The sequence below is a fragment of the Nostoc sp. UIC 10607 genome (assembly GCF_047228265.1).
GTDB lineage: Bacteria > Cyanobacteriota > Cyanobacteriia > Cyanobacteriales > Nostocaceae > Nostoc > Nostoc foliaceum_A.
On sequence record NZ_JBIQNW010000051.1, the window covers coordinates 1 to 19709 of the forward strand.

20 protein-coding genes are annotated in these 19709 nt (G+C 40.9%); 8 read left to right on the plus strand and 12 right to left on the minus strand.

The genetic code is table 11. The annotated features are described in order from the left end of the window. The 3 genes from ACEYW6_RS27935 to ACEYW6_RS27945 all read left to right on the plus strand — a co-directional run. Positions 1-1356 (plus strand): DEAD/DEAH box helicase (locus tag ACEYW6_RS27935; protein WP_412982301.1); only part of this gene is annotated, 1356 nt, incomplete at its 5' end. Between the two features lie 326 nt (positions 1357-1682). Beyond that, positions 1683-2003 carry a CU044_2847 family protein gene (locus ACEYW6_RS27940; protein WP_412982302.1) on the plus strand — a complete coding sequence of 107 codons (321 nt, stop codon included), beginning with the start codon at positions 1683-1685 and terminating at the stop codon, positions 2001-2003. 1 nt (position 2004) lies between these two features. After that, positions 2005-3699, plus strand: coding sequence for a GUN4 domain-containing protein (locus ACEYW6_RS27945; RefSeq protein ID WP_412982303.1), 1695 nt, complete (start codon positions 2005-2007; stop codon positions 3697-3699). A gap of 359 nt (positions 3700-4058) precedes the next feature. On the opposite strand, the gene ACEYW6_RS27950 is transcribed toward ACEYW6_RS27945, so the two are convergent. The 6 genes from ACEYW6_RS27950 to ACEYW6_RS27975 form a co-directional block, all read right to left on the minus strand. Continuing rightward, the gene (locus tag ACEYW6_RS27950) at positions 4059-4475 is read right to left on the minus strand and encodes a hypothetical protein (protein WP_412982304.1); all 417 of its coding nucleotides are present in this window, start codon (positions 4473-4475) and stop codon (positions 4059-4061) included. A gap of 199 nt (positions 4476-4674) precedes the next feature. Next, entirely contained in the window at positions 4675-5802 is a 1128-nt protein-coding gene (locus ACEYW6_RS27955) for a hypothetical protein (protein WP_412982305.1), read from the minus strand. Positions 5803-6072: 270 nt separating this feature from the next. Then, complete coding sequence (locus ACEYW6_RS27960) at positions 6073-6642, minus strand: tyrosine-type recombinase/integrase (RefSeq protein ID WP_190900135.1); 570 nt, start codon at positions 6640-6642, stop codon at positions 6073-6075. 201 nt (positions 6643-6843) lie between these two features. Next, positions 6844-7095 (minus strand): hypothetical protein, encoded by a 252-nt coding sequence (locus ACEYW6_RS27965; protein WP_179076077.1) that lies wholly within the window; start codon positions 7093-7095, stop codon positions 6844-6846. Positions 7096-7160: 65 nt separating this feature from the next. Continuing rightward, on the minus strand, positions 7161-7391 hold the full coding sequence (locus ACEYW6_RS27970; protein WP_221643681.1) for a DUF1816 domain-containing protein: 231 nt from the start codon (positions 7389-7391) through the stop codon (positions 7161-7163). Between the two features lie 399 nt (positions 7392-7790). Then, positions 7791-8015, minus strand: a complete 225-nt coding sequence (locus tag ACEYW6_RS27975) for a hypothetical protein (protein WP_412982306.1) — start codon at positions 8013-8015, stop codon at positions 7791-7793. A gap of 32 nt (positions 8016-8047) precedes the next feature. On the opposite strand from ACEYW6_RS27975, the gene ACEYW6_RS27980 reads away from it, so the two are divergent. After that, entirely contained in the window at positions 8048-8437 is a 390-nt protein-coding gene (locus tag ACEYW6_RS27980) for a response regulator (protein WP_412982307.1), read from the plus strand. A 357-nt stretch (positions 8438-8794) separates the two neighbouring features. Here the strand turns inward: ACEYW6_RS27980 and ACEYW6_RS27985 are convergent, their stop codons facing one another. Both ACEYW6_RS27985 and ACEYW6_RS27990 read right to left on the minus strand, forming a co-directional pair. Further along, a complete protein-coding gene (locus ACEYW6_RS27985; RefSeq protein WP_412982308.1) occupies positions 8795-12049 on the minus strand; it encodes a DUF3854 domain-containing protein in 3255 nt (1084 codons plus the stop codon). Positions 12050-12616: 567 nt separating this feature from the next. Further along, positions 12617-12778, minus strand: coding sequence for a ribbon-helix-helix domain-containing protein (locus ACEYW6_RS27990; protein ID WP_412982309.1), 162 nt, complete (start codon positions 12776-12778; stop codon positions 12617-12619). Between the two features lie 246 nt (positions 12779-13024). Between ACEYW6_RS27990 and ACEYW6_RS27995 the strand changes: the two genes are divergently transcribed. The 3 genes from ACEYW6_RS27995 to ACEYW6_RS28005 are packed head-to-tail and all read left to right on the plus strand — an operon-like array spanning position 13025 to position 14624. Further along, the gene (locus ACEYW6_RS27995; RefSeq protein ID WP_412982310.1) at positions 13025-14062 is read left to right on the plus strand and encodes a ParM/StbA family protein; all 1038 of its coding nucleotides are present in this window, start codon (positions 13025-13027) and stop codon (positions 14060-14062) included. 5 nt (positions 14063-14067) lie between these two features. Continuing rightward, positions 14068-14343, plus strand: coding sequence for a hypothetical protein (locus ACEYW6_RS28000; RefSeq protein ID WP_412982311.1), 276 nt, complete (start codon positions 14068-14070; stop codon positions 14341-14343). Positions 14344-14387: 44 nt separating this feature from the next. Then, positions 14388-14624 carry a hypothetical protein gene (locus ACEYW6_RS28005; RefSeq protein WP_412982312.1) on the plus strand — a complete coding sequence of 79 codons (237 nt, stop codon included), beginning with the start codon at positions 14388-14390 and terminating at the stop codon, positions 14622-14624. A gap of 371 nt (positions 14625-14995) precedes the next feature. Here ACEYW6_RS28005 and ACEYW6_RS28010 read toward each other — a convergent pair whose 3' ends face one another. From ACEYW6_RS28010 to ACEYW6_RS28020, 3 genes are all read right to left on the minus strand, one after another. Further along, the gene (locus ACEYW6_RS28010; RefSeq protein ID WP_412982313.1) at positions 14996-16087 is read right to left on the minus strand and encodes a hypothetical protein; all 1092 of its coding nucleotides are present in this window, start codon (positions 16085-16087) and stop codon (positions 14996-14998) included. A 91-nt stretch (positions 16088-16178) separates the two neighbouring features. Next, positions 16179-17291, minus strand: a complete 1113-nt coding sequence (locus ACEYW6_RS28015) for a ParB/RepB/Spo0J family partition protein (RefSeq protein WP_412982314.1) — start codon at positions 17289-17291, stop codon at positions 16179-16181. Then, complete coding sequence (locus ACEYW6_RS28020; RefSeq protein WP_412982315.1) at positions 17288-18043, minus strand: ParA family protein; 756 nt, start codon at positions 18041-18043, stop codon at positions 17288-17290. Before ACEYW6_RS28020 ends, ACEYW6_RS28015 begins: the two co-directional genes overlap by 4 nt. 381 nt (positions 18044-18424) lie before the next feature. Between ACEYW6_RS28020 and ACEYW6_RS28025 the strand changes: the two genes are divergently transcribed. Next, a complete protein-coding gene (locus ACEYW6_RS28025) occupies positions 18425-18823 on the plus strand; it encodes a CVNH domain-containing protein (protein ID WP_412982316.1) in 399 nt (132 codons plus the stop codon). Positions 18824-19016: 193 nt separating this feature from the next. Here ACEYW6_RS28025 and ACEYW6_RS28030 read toward each other — a convergent pair whose 3' ends face one another. Next, complete coding sequence (locus ACEYW6_RS28030) at positions 19017-19697, minus strand: WD40 repeat domain-containing protein (protein ID WP_412982317.1); 681 nt, start codon at positions 19695-19697, stop codon at positions 19017-19019. Between the last annotated feature and the right edge of the window lie 12 nt (positions 19698-19709).

Sequence of the window (19709 nt, forward strand, 5' to 3'; positions counted from 1 at the left end):
TTGATTTTTGCGATGGCTGCGCCCGCCGAAGGCATCGCTTGTTTTTTACCGGATCTGACAAAACCGCATTGCTCCCGGCAGAATCTTCACCAAAAAGTCACTGAAATTCAAGCCCAGCTTGCAGCTTTAAATAAAGAACTAGAGTTAAAACTTTTCAGACATCAAGAAATCCAAAAACAAATCGATAGTTACCCCCAAGGGGATTTCTACAGTCGTTTTTACAGTGACCACCACTTATTGCAGCTAGAACTGTTTCAACGTGCCTGGGCGTTTCTGTTGCAAGAAGTTCTCCGTCGCAAAGATAGCGTTATCAGAGCATTGTCAACTTATGGCAGCGTCTTAACAGGAGACGGAGAGGCATTGCTCAAATTGGAAAGTGATAGTGATGCTATCTTCCGTGACTTGAGTTTGATTTTCCCCGTCATTAGCTCCAGTCTGCAATCAATACGTAATATGCTGCCAATTCTCCAACCCAATAGTGTAAAGCTGGCACTGGTGGATGAAGCAGGGACAACTCTTGTACATCAATTATTTCCCTTGCTGGTGCGATCGCAACGGGCAGTAGTTGCTGGCGACCCCCAACAAATTGAGCCAATCGTTAACATGAGCGACGATACCATCAAGCAATATCTGAAAACTGCCTTTCTGGATCGGGGCATGGGGAATGAAGACTATTATCGCTATGCTCCCACCGCAAAATATACAGCTACAGCTTATCATCGCGCTGCTGGCTCTAGTGGCGCAGAAGGCGACTTAGGCAATGGTATTATTCTCTCTAATCATTACCGTTGTACCCCACCCATTATTCAGTTTTGCAGCCCCAACTATCCCGGTGGTCTGCAAATCCTTTCAGGTGATCAGCAGACTGCAACGGTCAAGCATCTGCTGGCTTACCACGTTGAAGGAAGCCACACCCATAATACCAATCCAGAAGAAATTGATGCTGTAGAAACTATAATTGCGTCCTTGCTAAAACATGGGTACTCTACTAACTCGGATGACAACTCAAAAACAATTGGGGTGATGTCGCCGTTTTCGCAGCAAGCTAACGCGCTCAAGTATCGACTATCTAACCGTTGGCGAAACTTTTCTTGGGATGATATTGGCACAGTTCACACCTTCCAGGGAGGAGAAAAAGCAGCCATCATCTTCTCTCCTTACCAGTGTAACCAGGAGCATAGTTTTTGGTTCCTCAACCGCAAACCCAATTTACTGAATACAGCCGTTAGTAGGGCAAGGGAATTGTTTATTTTGGTGGGCAATCTCAGGGAACTAGAATTAGCAGGTGGTGAAACCAAGCGGTTAGTTGAACACATTCGGCTACATGGAGAAATTCGCACTTTTCGTGAGCCTTGAATGTATGGCATCAGCAACGGTTTTTTGTAACTGAGATGGCACTAACCCGCATAGAATATTTTTTTACATCTACTAAAAGAGTGATATTTATCAATTTTCCGAAGTAATTCAGCTTTTTTTCCAAACAAGAAAATACGTAAATGTCTTTTGTACTTTTGTAGTCTTGTTTTAGCGTAACTAACTATAAAATCATTAAAATGGTACAAAAACCGCCCTAATTATGCACATTAGTATCGCGGACGATATCAAGAAACGATTCCAGCAGCTTGCGTCCTAGAGGTGCTGAAGATGAGCTAAGTTGAAAAACAATGTAGATAGGTAAGCTTGTGAAGCGTATTGTTGAATTTCCTTTGGAAAATGGCGACTCGATTCTTGTAGAAGTGGATGAGCCTGGACTAATTGATGATCGTATCGGTTTGCGAGATGAAGTCCTGGAAAAAGCTAAAAAAACTTTTGAGTCTGCTCTGGATCAAGTTAAACCTATAGCAAATATCATTATGACTAAAGTAAATAGTCTCAATCAGCCTGCGGATGAAGTAGAAGTCAAGTTTGGCATAAAAATGAGTGCAGAACTTGGAGCCGTTATCGCTTCTGGGAATGGTGAAGTTAATTATGAAGTTACTTTAAAGTGGAAACGGGAGCCATAATATGTCCACAGATATAAATTCATCAATTGTCAGGATTTACTCAATCAATGGCAAGGTTGTTAGTGCTGGCTTTTTAGTTTCCCAAAAATATATTCTTACCTGCGCCCATGTGGTAGCAGATGCTCTAGGGATTGACAGAGATACTGCTGAAATGCCTAATGCAGAAGTCAGCTTGGATTTTCCTTTATTAGGGGCGAAACAATTGTTCACAGCCAGGATAGTATTCTGGTTGCGTGCCAATCCTAATGAGGAAGTTGGAGATATTGCAGCATTGGAATTAGCAAGCTCTCCTCCTAATGCTCAACCAGCAAAACTTATAGCTGAAGAAAATTTATGGGATCATCGTTTCCGAGTTTTTGGTTTTCCAAAGCACAAGTCCGAAGGAGTTTGGTCCGAGGGTGAAATCAAAGGTAAAGTTGGCAAAAGTAAGGTGCAAATAGAGAGTGTAAAAGAACATGGTTACACATTAGAGCCTGGTTTTAGTGGTGCGCCAATATGGGATAAGGAGAAGGAGGTAAACGGTGTAGTAGGAATGGCTGTAACGGCAGAAAGAAACCGACCAGAAGTAAAAGCGGCGTTTTTTATTCCTACTCAAGTGCTAGTGCAAGTTACAGGATGGCCAGTTATTCCTTACACTCTATTACCTTACTCATCTCTGCCGTCTACAAAGGCAGATTACACTCAATTACATGATTTGTTGAAAAATCAAAAGTTTAAGGAAGCTGACGAAGAAACTTTTAAAAAATTGCTATGGTTGGCTCAACGAGAAAATAAAGGCTGGCTTCGAGAAACAGATATATTAAATTTACCTCAGAAAGACTTACATACAATTGACCAACTTTGGTTGGCAAGCAGTAACGGAAAATTTGGATTTAGTATTCAAAAACAAATTTGGAATGACATAGGTGGTAGTACAGAAATAAATTATCTCGAAAACGTGGAATATTTTTTCTCAAAATTGAATTGGATAGGTGATGATATGCGTTTAAATCACCCTAAATCAGACCTAAATTCAAGCATAAAAGGTAGCTTCCCTCAAAAATATTTAGCAAAAGAAATTATTCAATACGTGTTGACTAATAAAGCTAAAGATATAAGAGAACTATATAAAACACTAAAGAGAAAAATAAGAAACTTGAGAATATTTGATATTATAAAAATATATATTGAAGAAGGAGAATATTTAGAAAATTGTGTATGGACATTATCAGAACTAGAAATTAATTTTAAAGAAAAAATAGAAAATGATGATTTGAGTCATAGAGCTAGATCATCTTCGTTTATGTTTCCTAAGATGTTAGGTAAATCTAAATATGATTTGGAATGGATTAGTGATATTAAAAAAGAGTTTAAATTGATACAAAAAATATCTACGATAAAAAGAATAGAAGATAATATAAATAAATTGGACAAAGAAATTTTAGAGAAATTTGATAGAGCTTTTTTGTTTAATGCGATATTAACAGGTAAAAAAAGAGAAGACAGAGAAGAAATTAAAGAATGGAAAAGTAAAAAAAGTAAGGAAGAAGAAGAAAGAAAAAGAATAGAAAAAGAAATTGAAAATTTGTTGACTGAAAATTGGTTGAATTATGGGGAAGAAGAAAAAGAAGAATTGCGGGAAATGAAGGAGGCGGAAGCAAAAGGAACAGAGGGAAGGGGGAGAATAGGTATGTTTCTAAATCGCATAGAATTTTAACATACAAGCCTATTAATTCCTTAGCGTAACTTTTGGAATTACTGCTCATTTGACCCCTATCCTTATGGCTGCATAGATGAAAATCAATGCCCTAAAAATAATCAGCAGAATTTATTTATAAAATTGGGTGGAAGTAAGAAAATAAATTAATAAAAATTATATAACTTAGCTAAAAATCCTTGTTGGGGAAGGTTTGAAGCAGCCCATGCTGTTCAACTTCCTTGCTCGGTCGCGGCTAGCAGTGTGAAAAAGTATCAACCCAAAGAGAGTTTAAGATAAAGCGCATTTGTCAATCAGTTAAGATATTAGCTGATATCCGAATAATTTCCTAACCTGAACTACCTTAATTTCATAATTAACTAAAAGTTAAAGTTTTCAATATTCAATGTTCCACCATTATTAATATAAACTCCCACTTTATCAGCAAATTTTTCAAGAGGGAAAGTAGATTTGGAGTTAGGTAAACTCGGCTCTTCTCTTTCTTTTAACTCTATAGCTAATAATTCCTTACGCATTGCATTGCTGACTTTATTTAATTTTTGAGCAAATTCTTCATCATTCTCGGCTATTAATTCAACTTCATGTACTATGTTGACCAAATTACTTGTTTGTAGATTGGCTGATTCAAGTTCATCAGCTGTAGTCGGCGATTTAATCTTGATTTGCTCCAGCAACTCACTCGACTGTTCATATATTATTGGAAGAACTCCTTTAGCCGTTTTGTCAAATGCCTTTGATAGTATCAATGATACAATTGCTATTGCTGTCGTTGTCATTGTCATAGTTTCCATAAATAATTTATTTTTCTCTTATGCAACGTAGTAGTTAATGCTAATTTGAGTAGCCAAAGAACATGAGGTATCAATCAAAATCAAGATAATTAACTTAAATCCTTTTAATCAATATGAATTAATACGATAAATTCTGTAACTCCACAGCTATATTTGTGTACCTAAATTGATTTGCCCTACACTGTTAAGAAATTCGATTTGTATTTTCTTCGGCTGCCATTGTGAACTTTTCAACATTCACATTAGCACCTTCAAGAGCAAGAAACGCGATTTTCTCAGCTTGAATATCTGGATACTTTCTTGATGAACTTGATAATATATTTACAACAGCTTCTAGAAACTTACTAATACGAGGAAGAATAAAAATAACAGAAACTACGATAATAATTAAAGAAATTAAGAGGCTAATTATTAATCTAAAATCTTCCAAAATAAATATATTGTCTTGTATAAGATTTTTTAATAATGGTAAAATAATAAAAACTATAAATGAAAATTTTAAAAATTCTTGAATATGACCAATTTCATCTGAAACTTTTTTTGCTCCTCTTTCAATAAAATTAACCTCTTCATTGTTATTGTTTTTCTGGTAATATTTTAAGATAGGAGATCCATCATTAGACTTTAAATCGTCATTAGTCTTTACTATGAATCTAAACCCTACATTAGAAAGCTTAGGTTCTTCCTTTTGAAGATTAGTTTCTTTATTTTGTGGATTTAGTTGGCCTACTATTGAATCAAACTGAGATTTTTTATTCTGTCGTGTAGCTAGTGTACCTATCTTATATATTTTTTGATTTTCACCCAAACTAGAATCGATTTGAAGATCCATTTCCTGTTGTTGGTTTACTACAAATGTGTCAATAATTTCACTCCCTTTTGGAAATTCAAATCTTATTTGATGATTTGTTATCTGACTGTTTCCTGTATTTTCCACGTCAAAGATAACATAATACAAGTTTTTAACTGTTTTGCCATTATATGAAATACTAACTTTATTCTTAATATCCTTTTCTATCTTTCCAACAATCCCTTCCTTTATATCTATTGTATAAGTGATTTGCTTTATTGATTGATTTTTTCTCTTTATTCCTTCAAGAAAAATATTTGCTAGAAAGCCTAAAGTAGCAGAGATAATTGCGAGTATAGCTCCATTCAATAACTGGCTTGTGTGAATCAATGGCTGACCCGTTTTACTGTTGGCTTGGCTAGCAGTTTGAGCGTAAGATAAAGCAGAAAATAACTGAGAATAAAACCATATAACCAGAATACTTATTACGGATATTTTTATAAATTTAAGACTTCTACGCATAAGTTGAGGAGGTATATATTTTCACAAGTTTTAGGAGTTTCAATCCCTAATAGGGATTATATCCTTATTTGCGCCAACCTCTTTCAAAAGTCCATTTCAGCCATTGGGAATTCACTATCCTTGACTGACTTTAGTCTGGAAAATGTTATGTTGCAAAGCTTTTGGCGTTTGTGTCAACCACCAGTATTTTTCTTGCAATAAGGTTTTAATCTTGGCGATGATGTCACCTGTAGGGTCAAAAGTAGGAAAATGAACATTTCCCTACTGGGTTCAAAAATCCAAAGCAGAGATCGCGTTCTGCTTCTGCTTCTCAGTTACCCCCAGATAACGCTCTAAAGCTGCCAAAGTCCGATGCCCCGATATCTCCTGAATGTGGCGCAACGGTATCCCAGCATCGCTCATCCGGGTTAACGCAGTCCTCCTGAAGCTGTGGGTACTCACCCCCTCAATCCCCAGCCGCACACAGGTATCTCTGAGGATTTTGTCAGCACTGACTTTATGGATATGTAAGAGTCCATGCCGACCAGGGAACAAGAACTCTTTGCGGCGATTGGGGTTGTACTCTTCTAAATACTGCTTGAGCTTGGGATGCACTTGGATTTCCCTGGTGTCTCGCTTGCCTTTAGTGTTGACGCTCCGTAGCACTAACACCCCTCTAACCCCGTTGCTGCCAAACACATCTTTCACGGCTAAAGTGCAAGCTTCGTTGATTCGGCAAGCAGCATAAAGGCACACGCCGAATAAAGCGCGATCGCGCGGGTTGACAAAGCCCTCAGTAAATAGGACATTGATTTGATCGGGTGTGAGAATTTCTGCCCTGCCGAACCTGTTTATTTTCATAGGGTCTAGCTTACATGGTCTTTCGGCAATAAAACAATGTAAACGTCTGGAAGCCTATATATTTCGTGACCGGGTTGAACCCACTCGACTCAGTTAATCTCTGCTTATCAATCCCAACCGCTACAACCGCGATTCTGGCGTTGGCTGATAAAATTTGCTTATAGTTGCAACGCTATTCCCACCATCAGGTGTAATCCGCTCTTAGTATTCATACCTCACTTCATATTCGCTAGCTTCATTGATGCTGCCTACTTGTTGGTAGATATCGCTTTGACTCAAGTAGATATCTTTTTGTTTTTCAACAGAAGATTCTAGCTTATAAAAATGTAAACGTATTTCTTTATTGACTGGGTTGAAAACTGTTTCTACGTATTTCAATCGCCAGGACACTCGAAAATTGTCGATCTGTGCAAACTCATAAATCTTATCTGGCTCAAAAATTAATTCACTCATGACAACTCTGATACAGTTTACAGTTCATTTTCGGCTGACGAAAATCCTCAAGGGCCTATTGTTACTTAGCTCACTTGTTCATCAAAAATCGTCAATACATCAGGACGGCAGCGTTTAACGACGACTTTTATCCCCAAGGCTCCCTCGCTTTTAAGGTCATCAACGTATCCGGGGCAGGCAGCTTTCGCTTCAACAAAACTTTGAAAAGGCCCAAAATAGTAAATGCAGTCAGGGCATTGGGTGGTAACTTCTGCCCAGTAATCACTCTTCAGTCCTTGGATAAATCCTCGAAGCAAAAATTTGATTCTGTTAAACACAAAGGAAAAGGTGAGAAGAATAGTTGCTATTAAACAGCATGACTATTGCTGTGATAGCTATCCTCTGCCGAAAGGATGAGGATATATAAAGTCAAATCGCCACTTACTTCTAGTCGAGTAACAAAGAATAAATTGAGAAATTTCTAGATTCTACGAACGCTAATATTTGGCTGTTTTCTCCCGAAGACGCTTACGAGCAGATTAAGTCACTCTGGAAACAGTTAAAGCACAGCAAAAAAGCATTTTCGTTTGGTAACGAGTCACCCGCATCCCCCTGAAGTTATTCTAATTCCGGGCGGCATCAAGAGAAACTCATTTCCGGCTGAAGGATACCACAATATTTTCAATTAAAATCCTTCAATTACTGTTAATAAATTGCTAAATTCTCCAAAAGGGAGCAGATTCTTTTTGGCGCTTAAGTTTGTAAATTCTCACAGGTAAATCGTCATTACTCCATCCTGGTTCAATCTCTTCTGCATCAATGAGCGTTCGTAAGGCTTTATCAAGGATGCTGTAACTACAATCAGACGCATCCTTTAATTCTCCAGCTGTTTTTCCCCCAGAACGCAGATGTTCTAAGATGATTTTGTTGATATTATCCATAATTACTCACACTCGAAATTATTTTTCAATTTATGTCTGAAAATCCAGACCAAAATCAAGCAGTCAAAAATATTTTGGTGTGCGATGATATTCCTGATAATACTGAATTAATCAAAATGATACTAGAGCAAGAAGGTTATAGAATAAATGTTGCACATCGTGGGACAGAGGCAATCAATCAAATTAGAAGTAATTCTTATGATTTATTAATTTTAAATAGAATTATGCCAGATATGACTGGACATGATGTGATTCGCTACATTCGGCAAGATTTACATTTAGATATTCCTGTTTTGTTTCTCACCGGCTTCTCCGAAGGATTATCTACAGATGAAAATGTAGTAGGAATTATCCTCAAGCCTATTGATTATGAGATATTTTTGCAGCAAGTTAAATCAGTTTTTTCATCAAATTTGGCATGAAGCCAAATGCGCTTCATGTCTGGTAATTTGGTTATAAAAGTTTTGCTCAGTTAGCTTTCATTTTTTTCCCCAAAAATTTGTGGTCAAAACTCATGACTCTACCATCAGGGGGTAAAGTTACGGAAGGATACTGTTGGCGAATGTACTACATATTTGTAAATACAAATATGTAGTAAGCTCAAACCTTCAATCTGTCGTTGCGGCTTTTAGTTGTAATACTTTTGTTTATGCGTTTGTAACACTTTCGCCAACAGTATCGACTGCTCATTTCACCCCGTTTATAAATGGATAACTCTTTGCCCACAAGCGATGGATCTCAAGCGACATATCTCGTGCGAGATCCTATTATTAGTTGCCCTAAGTATCCAAAAACTCCAGTTCACTAACATCAATGAGATTTAATCCACCCGCCGCAGCGCCAGGACGCAACGGTGAAGGTGCAGTGAGCGGTTGTCCGGTTCGGGCAGAAACCAAAAGAACTTTATCACTACCACAGGAAACCCAAGAGATTTTATATTCTTTGCCGCTTGAAAGTAGCTTCACACGATCTCCTTTAACTGGTTGGCGGGTGGTGACGGATGCTGATGGAGCCGGTGACGGATTGGTGACGGACTGGTGATGGTTTGGGGAAATGGATGGTAATGCAAGTGGTGTATGGGTTGTAGCTATCTCAGGTGATGGTTGTGACGGAGGTGATAGAGTTTTGCCCAAACTTTCTACAAAATCTGTTTTCTCATCGCCCAAACTTTCACTCTTCAAAAAATTAGATGGATGATTATTTACCTCGTTTACAAAAAGATTTTTCTGTAAATGTCCATCACATCCGTCACCATAAGGCTTTGAGTCCATCACCATATCCATAACCTTGTCCGTCACACCTCCATCACCAAGCCCCGTTGGGGCGGGTGTGGGGTGTAGGGTGTGGGGTGTGGGGAAACAGCCTGCCCCAACAACCAGTGGGTCAGAAGCCCCGCCCTCATAAGGGTGCTTGCATTGGGAGGGGTACGAAGCCCCTTCCGTCTCCTTCCCTACACCCCACACCCTACCCCCTACACCCCACAAGGGAGCGCTGTCACCAGCTTGATTGGAAGTGATTGAAGATTCGGAAGGGAACGGAGCCTCATCGAAAGCGCCTCTTAACCGGATACCGTAAAAATGACTGCCAGTTCTAGTTTTTTCTTGCTTAACATCAGACCATCCCAGCACATGATTTAAGACTTGCAGTAAGTCTGGGGTGAAATTGGGTAAGCTCTTGCCCTGTTGCCCGGAATTTTGGCAGTAGTGATGGTAGGAGCCAAACAGTGTGCTGATTTCGGGGCGGTAGCTGCTGCTTTGCCACTCGTTTTTGTTGGAGCCGACTTTGACCACCCCGGAAGGATCTCGCACGATATGCCGTTCCACCCAAGCCGCGATGGAGTCAGTCATTTGTGCCATTTCCCAGTAAGCGAGATCATAGCCAGTAGAGTTTTTTCCATTGAGAGTGTTAATTATTTCACTCTCTGGAATGGTAAGTAGGTACTGGGTGAAGGCTCCGATCTCTGGGTAGAGCTTTTCTCTGAGGTGAGTATCTACAATTGGTGGACAGTAATTCATGTTTACTACAATCAACCGCCTTTTGAGCCATCTGCCGACCCCAGAGCCTTGGAGCGCCGCATAATTGGAAGTAATTAAAACTGTGGCAGCGAGTCTAACATCACAAGCTTTTTTATAAACTTCCTTGGCTTTGGTGCTTCCTCCCCCCGTGAGGGTTTTGAAAGTTTGCAAACCGCCATTGACCTTATCTTGATCCTCAAAAATGACTGAGCGTTTGTTATTGATGTCTACCAGAAAATTAGGATTATCCAAGTTTTCAATTTTGCCACTCCAAGTATTCTCTGAGCCGACTAACGCCTGAAGGATATCCGAGTAAATGCCTTTACCATTGCCGCCATTGCCCCAGAGGTAAAGAATTTTTTGGAGATGAGACATACCGCGAAGTGTGGCAGCTGCAAAACAGATGAGGGTCTGTATTTTTTGGGAGTCGCCCTCCGTTACTTCCTGGAACCAACCGCGAATCGTTGGCCAATCTCGAAGAGAGGGATTATCAAAGCGATGGGGCAGTGTCCAGGTTAAATAATTAGCGGGTGAGTGTTTCTCAAACTTTCCAGTAGCCAGCACCAGTACACCATCAAGAAATGGAACGATGTCTGTTCTTTGGGGCCACGTTTCAACAGTTAACCGTCGCGCCATGAATTTGCGAATATTGACTATATAGCTATCAGTGCCATAGCCAACAATTGAACGGGCATCTAATATTCCCTGAATCATTGTTTCGATCATGTGATCGTCCAGCGATTTCCACAATCCCGAATCGTCACCTAAATAGTACTTCCATTCCTTGTATTCGTTGCAGTACTTGAGGCGTTGGAGATAATCTTCTGCTAATTCAAATGCCAGTATGTCAGCCGGGATAAGTTTTGACTTCGACTGATAAGACTTTGACTGATGAGACTTGGACTCAACGGCATCTTTGCCGTGGGTCAATTCTCTGATTTGCTGATTTAGTGCCGCGATTAAATTATCCGCACTCATGCGAGTTTTCAAAATATTTAACTCTACAATAGTGCCGTAGAGTTGAAAAACTTGTTCGAGTTGTTCAAAACTATTTACCTCGTCTACCGCCCCAATGCCCAGCATTTTGGTGACTATGGCTTGACACAGTGCTAAGTTATAGCTTTGGGCCCAAAGCGTTTCACCGTTTGGTGTCAGCAACAAGTCGTCAATCCCTTTGCCTAGTGACTCGTCCCAGGTGGGGCGCGATACGGAGGAGCCTACTTTTTGCGCCGCATAAGACAGCGCATCAATCCCCTTGTTTACAGATGCTACGACCGAGGGCTTAGAATCCATGTCATAGGCAACTAATAAGGTTCTAGGGCGATTCATGATTCGCTGTAAGCTGGGCTTGAATCGCTTGGTCTTTTTATCTACCCCACAGGTCGCGCCGTAGTTGGTGGTGGCGGGATATCCAAGACATATTAGACTAAACAGTTTTTCTGAGCCTTCGGTCGTAATTACAGGTAACTCAGAATTGGCTAACCATTCATAGAAATCCACATCATCAGGGATACTGCCTTTCTCAAGTCCAAGCTGTTGCTCAACGAGCCTTCTAATAGTGGGGACGACGCGAGGATAGAAGCACTGATCTCCGTTCTTAGATGGAGCTAGCCGTTTGTAAGGCTTTGTGCCATCATCGTTTGGTAGACTCAAAATTGAATGCCAGACACTACCATCTGCATTCAGCATCAGCGCAGCATACACAACGCCGGAATATGGTTTTTTCCACCTTAAAGCCTCGGCTATCCGGTGCGGTGAGTCTGTAAACTCAATCATCGCGTCAAACTGCTCTGCACAAAGTCGGTCACGCCCAAACTTCTGCTTAATAAAATCTTTGAAAGCGTCAAATGAAATCCAATGCTGTTTAACGCTCTCGTTAGTCCAGATTTGCTCAACACTATTGGGCTGTGTCGCCTGATTCCTGGGTTCAGATAATAGTGGGGCTAGAGTCAGTTGATCTAGATGTCCACGAACGTCATTTGTAGCAGTAGTCTCAGAACTGTTAAAGGTGGCTACCATTGTGAAATCCTTGTGAGGTAACTTGTGTGGGCTTTACCTCCCCTGAAGATTTACCAAAGTTTTAATCAAATTTCTCTATAACCTGTTGTAGGAAGTTCTCGGAACTGCTAGCATTAGGTTATAAAGAAATTTGAATATTTTGCGAATGGGTGTCTTCTCTAACTGTTAAACAACTTGCTGAAACAAGTTGAGTCTTGGGGAGGCATTCTTTTCTTATGTATATTGAGTGACAACATACTTAGAAAAGATGGACTAAGGGTATAGCCTTATTACATACTAATTGATATTCCAGAAAAATAAATAATAAATATCTCAAATTTAAAAAATAAAATAATTTATCTTTTTCCCTCAAGCCAAGGCATACCAAACTTTGTACAGTACTTTAAATACTATTAAAAAGCAGAAAATATTTTACTAAAATTCAGAGTTTTAGTAGTGATTTTAAAAATAATTCAGTTTATTTGGCAGGCATTTTGAGGATTAAGACTGTATCAGTTTTACTAACTTAGTAGTACATAAATAATTTTCATAAATACTTATGTACTGGGTGAGGGTTAAGGGCGATCGCTACTCATCCTCTGGTACTTCCAAACCCCGACTTAGCAAACCATCCTTAATTAAAAGTGTTGTCATCTGAGAAACTGTACGGCTTTCCTTTTTGGCTAATTCCGTTATGAGTTTGTAAATCCCCATAGGGGTAACAACGCTAAACTTTTTACCTTTATACATCAGATCAGATAGTAGCAGACAATATCATCAGTGTAACTAATACATTTTGGAAAATATATAATTTTTTCTGTCTGATAACATCTCTTACTAGCAGATAGTATCTGCTAAAGTTAAGGCATGAGCGCAAAACGGACGATGAAGCGCGTGAAATGCCACACCAAGGATAAATAGGTAGTGGACTGAGTAGCCGCCTAGAATTGACCGCAAACGCTTATCAATCAAAGGATTAACTCTAAAATCTGAACCATGACAAACGCATATATCCAGCCAGCTTACGGCTTATCATATCCGCCGAGTAACGGGTTTATAAGTCCACAGCACGGACAGATAAGACCGCGAGTAGTTTTTGATGGGGGCAACCGTTTTGTGAAATGGATTGACCCCAATAACGTTGTGCAATGTCTGCTTAGTGTCGTGAAAGAAGTCAGTGAATACCAGTGGAAACGGCTCAAGGCTGATGACCAGTCAGTATTGATTGAAATTGACGGTAAACGCTTTGTAATTGGGCGATTAGCTCAAGAACTAGGTGGTGAGCCAACTTTCCAAACAGACAAATGCCAATTAGCATCTATCCTGGCACTAGCGGCAATCCAGCCAAATCCAGGACAAACATCAGTACACATCCAACAGATGATTGTGGCACTGCCGAATACTCTCAATGATGATGATGTAGCCGCAGTGAAGCGAATTGCTAACCACCCATTGACCAAAGAATTTAAACGCAATGGCGAATACATCACCTATACCGTGGGTGAAGTTGTCCCAGTTGATGAGACTGAGCCAGCATTCCACTACGCCTTAAATCAAGGTTTTTTCAGCTTCCCCGAAGCGAAGAACGCGATTTGGGATTTAGGGGGAGGCACGGCTATAGCCAGAATTTACACGCCCAACGGAACCATGATCCATGATGCAGAGGTGATTCTACCCGGAACTAAGGCACTCGCCCAGCAAGTAGCGGTAGAGATGAAAGAAGTCTACTCTCTCGATTACAGCCCCAGTTTACAGGGCATCATGGACGCGATCGCACGAGGTGATTGCCTCTACGGGACAGACAAACTTGATTTCTCCTCCATCTTTGAAAAAGCCTGTGACCAGTGGGTAGAGTCAGCCCGGAGAGAAATTCGCTCAAAGTGGGCGCAACACCTACCAGAGTTGGGAGAAGTCTTGGTTGTAGGTGGGAGTGCAGATATCGCTGCCCCTATCTGTGCAACTTCAGGAGATCGCTTCAAGATTGCCCCATCACCGCAGTTATTCAACATCATTGCAATGGCTTATCAGGAGTAATGCCAATGACGCAAACAAGAATTGTTCTTAATCCCAAGTACAAGCCCAAAGCCGAAGAAATCTTAGAAGCGACTGGAATCGATAACCTCTCTCAACTTTTTACCCTGCTGCTAGTTAATTACGGTGATTGTTTAGTTAACTGCTTAAAGCACTCACACCAACTACCTATACAGTCATCTCTAGTAGCTCAAACGCCCACACAAGTCCCAAATCAGCCACCATCTATCAAACCTCAGCCATCATCACAAGCTAAGAAATTTGCCCCAATAGGGAGCTTTTAAGCCCCAACCGCACCGATAAAAGCTCAAAGTCAAGGAAAGAAGTCATGAGCGACCAAAATAGCGTGCAGACACAGCCAAGCCTAACAACTACCGAAATAATGACCATCATTCTGGGTTGCGAACAGACTCTAAGGTTCGTGCAAGCATCTCCCAATTACCGCCAAATCGAAGCCTCCGAGCGGTTCAGTACATCGAATGACCTGCGTCTGGGTGATGCTGTCCAAGCCTTGATGGAGATTCACGAAGCAATCCTAAATATCGAGTTCTACTCCCAAGTTTGAAGCACATGATTGTTGGCAGTTGTGCTTATTTAGTGTTTCACAAAACGTTTCATGAAACTGTTTCAACGGTTGCATCAATGTTTCAGCCTCACAACAACCCAGAAACGGCATGACCACGGTATGAAACGTGAAACATGAAACGCCTTTTTGTTGCAACCAAAAAAACTGTGTGACAGAAAAAACACAAATTAAGGATATCAAAATGGCGCACCCCGTAGGATATTACTCCCTCTCTCACGACAACGCACTGATTAAAGATATGTGTGAGACATGGGGGGAAGGACTAGAGAAGATGAGCGAATCAGACACACTCTGGTTAATTGCAAAAATCGCTCATCAAGCATGGTTAGAGTGTGAATCTTCTACCGCTCCTAGCAATGAAGCGGAGTCAGCATGGAAGCGGCTGCAGTTGACTTACGGATATTAGTTTGGTTGCCGCCAGGAAGATAAAACTGTTGAGCAGGAGAATTCTTTGTCAGTCGTTGTTGGAATTTTTTAATGGTACTGTTATTAGTGCCGACAAAAAGTATTAAATTATTTGCATCATCTTCACCGCGAACAAGCCGTAACGCACGATCCACTACTTGCTGTGCTATGAGATGCAGAAACACCTCTGTTTTTCCAGTTCCTGGTGGGCCACAAACAGCAGTTAGTAAGTTCTCTTGGGCGTGTTTGAGGACAGACGCTTGAAATTCATCAGGTGCATGGTCGGGGAAAGCGCCCCAGAATATCACCTCATCTCTGGGTAATTGTGGCTGACCACAGATGTACTGCATTGCTGGGTGAGTTTCAGTTAGCCATTCAGCCTTAGAGTCCGGTTGTTGAAGTTCCTTGAATATTTCTTGCAAGTCTTGCTTTAGGAGGGCGTTATAGGGTGTAAAGTCGCAGCGTAGCAAATAAGGTTGTCGAGAGGTTTTGTACTTGACTTCGGGTAAATCTACCAGTTCAAGAAAGTCTCGAAGCGTTGGGAATCTTCCTTTAAATGTATCTTCTAAAAATTTTCCAATTCCTGAAGCAACAATCAGTGATTCGGCTTGCTCCTCCTCTAGCCCGTACAGCCGCATCAAATTAACAACCACTGGCTGAAACTCGTACTCGGTCAAGTCCCAGCCTGTTTTGCGGTAATTACCTTTGAATATGGGTGAAATATCAATGGTGAACAGAGGCAAGTATTTCAGCTTTTGGTCTTTGCCCTTGCCGTTGATTATATAGATTTGTGGGAAAGCAACAGCCATCTGAACATCATTTTTGTTCCCTCTTTTAGCTGCTTGCTGCTGTTGCTGGAATTGCGTAAATACTTCGCTATCTAACAGTAGCTTGTTGCCAACAAGCTGCACTCCCTTATCTACTACTTTTGAATAGATATCTGAAGAACGCTCAACTTCAGCTTGAGTCAGTTCTTCTAACCTGATATAGCCTAACCAAGCTTGTACTATCTGGATAAGTTTTTCTGACTCTAGCATGGTCACTTAAACATGAATCTTAGGCACTAAAGCTTAGTATAAAAAATATTTGAGCATTTTGCCTTCTACGCCCTGGTTTTGGTATGTAAGGTTACTCAACATTTGTCAGCGTCTCCAGTTGTGCAAGTAGTTTTTCTATTTGCTTGCGCTTCTTCGGGTCTGACCAAATGCGCGATTTTCTTAGTTTAGTAGTCGCAGTAGTAAAGCGCTCTTTATAATCGTTCGACTCGGTGTTTGCGGTAGAGGCTGGGGTTTTCTTCTCAATAATGCGCTGTCTGATTTCACTTAAAGACCAGTTGTTAGCAAGAGCTTGTTCTAAAAATGCAACGCGCTCATCTAATTTCTGAATCTGGGCGATGGCTTTGGCTTTGGTGTACTCTAGTGAACCTTCCCTTAGTGCATCTAGGATATCTTCTGGGAGGTTGAGCAAGGGTAGACGGTTCTTAACGAAAGATTCCCAAGTCATTAACCCTAAGCCTTCAAACACAGATTCAACGATTTTGAGGTCTTGGTTTACAGCAGGCTCATGATTGAGGTCGGAATCATCCGTTTCGGTTTCGCCCATAACGTTATGGGTAGATAATTCAATATCGCCTTCCTCATCGCTGATAACGTTATTAATGGACTCAGTTTCAACTCCGCCCATAACGTTATGGGTAGGTTCAACACCTTCGCTATCGTGTGCGCCCATAACGTTATGGGTAACTGTAGATGCTTTGTTTTGTAGGCGTTGTAGACGATACAGTAATGGGGGTATCTCCTCAACGCTTCGACTTAGTTTGAGAGACAGCAGTTGCAGGATACCTTCAGTTTCTTCAACTGGGTTGAGGTCTTCTCGAAGTAAGTTTTCTATAAGTGCAAATTGAAAGGCTGCGTTGTCGTCTAACTCTCTAATGACGACGGGGACAACTTTCAGCCCAATACTTAAGGCAGCACGATAGCGGCGTTCTCCTGCTACTAATTCGTGTTTCTCCCCATCAAGAGGGCGTACTAAAATGGGTTGCAGTATGCCATGCTGCCTGATGGATTCAGTTAACTGCTTTAATGCCTCGGAGTCAAAGTAACGGCGCGGTTGTGTGGCTGGCAAAACAATCTGGTCTAACGGCATGGATTGAGGAGAACCAGCATTCGCTACGCCTGTGGTGTCCCAAGGTACATCAATTTTGCTTTTGAGAGGTTGGCTTGCTTTAGTAGTGCGTCTCATTTTAAGGATTCTAAACTAACGGCTATTTTTTTCAAGATTTGGACAGATGGGTGCTTTGGTTCGTAAACTGCAAGGGGCATTCGTTCTTCTGAAGCATCAACAAAAGCAGTAGAGCGAGGAATCGGGGCAAAGATTGTTCCGGCGCTTGCTAGTTGTTCGGTGATGGCTGCTAGGGTACGAGTGTCTTGGGAGTTACGGGCATCGTATTTTGTTGGTACAAATCCAGCTATTTGTAGTTTGCGGTTAGGTTTATTGCGTACTGTAGCAACCGTTTTTAGTAATTCGCCTGTTCCCTCAAAGGCTTTGAAATGGGTTTCCAGAGGCACGAGAACATGAGTGGCAGCTACAAGGGAGATGTAACTTAGTAGCCCTAAGCTGGGAGGGCAATCTATTAAGATAAAATCGTAATCTGATTCAATTGGTTCGATGGCTTCTTTCAGGCGAAAATCGCGCATGGAAGCACTAACCAATTGCATTTCTGCCGTGCTAAGAGAGATGTTAGCAGGTGCTAAATCCATGCCGTGAATCCCCTCATGAATTGGCAGGGGTTGTTCATCCACAATGGCATTGTTGACAGTTTGCTCTATCTCTCTTGGAACCAAGCCCATAAAAATAGTTAAGCTGGCTTGGGGGTCTATGTCGATGAGCAGGACGCGATGACCCAATTGCGCTATTTGGTAGCCCAAGTTTTGGGTAAGGGTGGTTTTGGCAACACCTCCCGCCTGATTAAAAACTGCGATGATTCGGCTCATAAGTGAGTTTGTTTACCTGCCCCGTTACAATTAAAGATAACTGTTGATCGGGCAATCGGTACTGTTTATTTAGGGATGGGGTAAATCTCACCATCAATATACAACTCATACCAAGTTTTATCTTTAATGAGAGTGATTGCTAATTTCTGCGATCGCCTTCAATGAACGCACCGTGTCATCACTGCCGACTGTGTAACACATAATCAGAATAGTAAGACGATTTATCAAGTATGTCTTACTAGCATCTAAGTTTCTTTTTTATAATTTGGAGAGATAAACATCAGGCATAGATTTACGCCACTTTGTAGAATATTGCGTAGCTCCACCAAAAATATGGTTTTCTGAAGATATGCAACATTTTTGTAAGCAATAGAAAAAATCATGAGCCGAAAATTACTTGGTGTAGTCGCTTTTTTAACAACATCTATTTTAGTTGCAATTACTAGCTCTGGTAATGCTAAAACTAGCAATTATCAGCAAACCTGTAACGAAATAGCAATTTCTGGTAACGTTCTATCAGCCGATTGCGCTAGACTCGATGGGAAATTCAACAAAACTTCAATAGTCTTGCTAGGAATTGAAAATATCGATGGTACTCTAAAACAGACTGACCCCACTAAAATTAGTAATTACCAGTTTAGTTGCAATTATATTCACATCGAAGGAAACGAATTAAAAGCGACTTGTAAAAAAAGAGATGGCACACCCAACCCTACTTCCATAACCTTAAATGGAATTGAAAATATTAACGGTGTTTTGAAGTATACCAGCAGTCCTTAAATCGATACTGTTGGCAAAAGTTTGACCGTGAGTAGACGCTATTTAAACAGTTTTTGCAACACCCCTATTTACAGTCATTTGCATGATTAAATATCATACATAACAGATAAAAGCTTTTGATTGCAGTGATTTTGGCTGACTTGCGTGTAATTCAATCAAGTGAAAATTGCTGTAAATCACTAGTATCACTTCTTTATTTCTTAGTAGCAATACCATCGCAAAGATGCCTATCACTTTCACTTACATCGGATATGTTTTTCAGATAATCATGTACCCGATCACATCCTCGAACCAATAAATCGTCTAGATTCAGGTTCCAAAGTTTCACCGTTTTGTCAGCACTAGCAGAGGCAAGAGTTTGACCATCGGGCGACCATGCTACTCCCAAAACTTCATCACTATGCCCAAAAAGGGTGGTAATCAAAGAGCTATCTCGTCGCCAAAGTTTCACCGTTTTGTCAGCACTAGCAGAGGCAAGAGTTTGACCATTGGGCGACCATGCTACTCCCAAGACCGCATCACTATGCCCAGAGAAAGTAGTAATCAAAGAACCGTTCCGTCGCCAAAGTTTTATCGTTTTGTCATAACTGATAGAGGCAAGAGTTTGACCATCGGGCGACCATGCTACTCCCAAGACCGCATCACTATGCCCAGAGAGAGTAGTAATCAAAGAGCCATCCCGTCGCCAAAGTTTTATCGTTTTGTCATAACTGATAGAGGCAAGAGTTTGACCATCGGGCGACCATGCCACTCTATAGACCACATCACTATGCCCAGAGAGAGTAGTAATTAAAGAGCCATCCCGTTGCCAAAGTTTTATTGTTTTGTCATAACTGGCAGAGGCAAGAGTTTGACCATCGGGCGACCATGCCATTCCATAGACCTA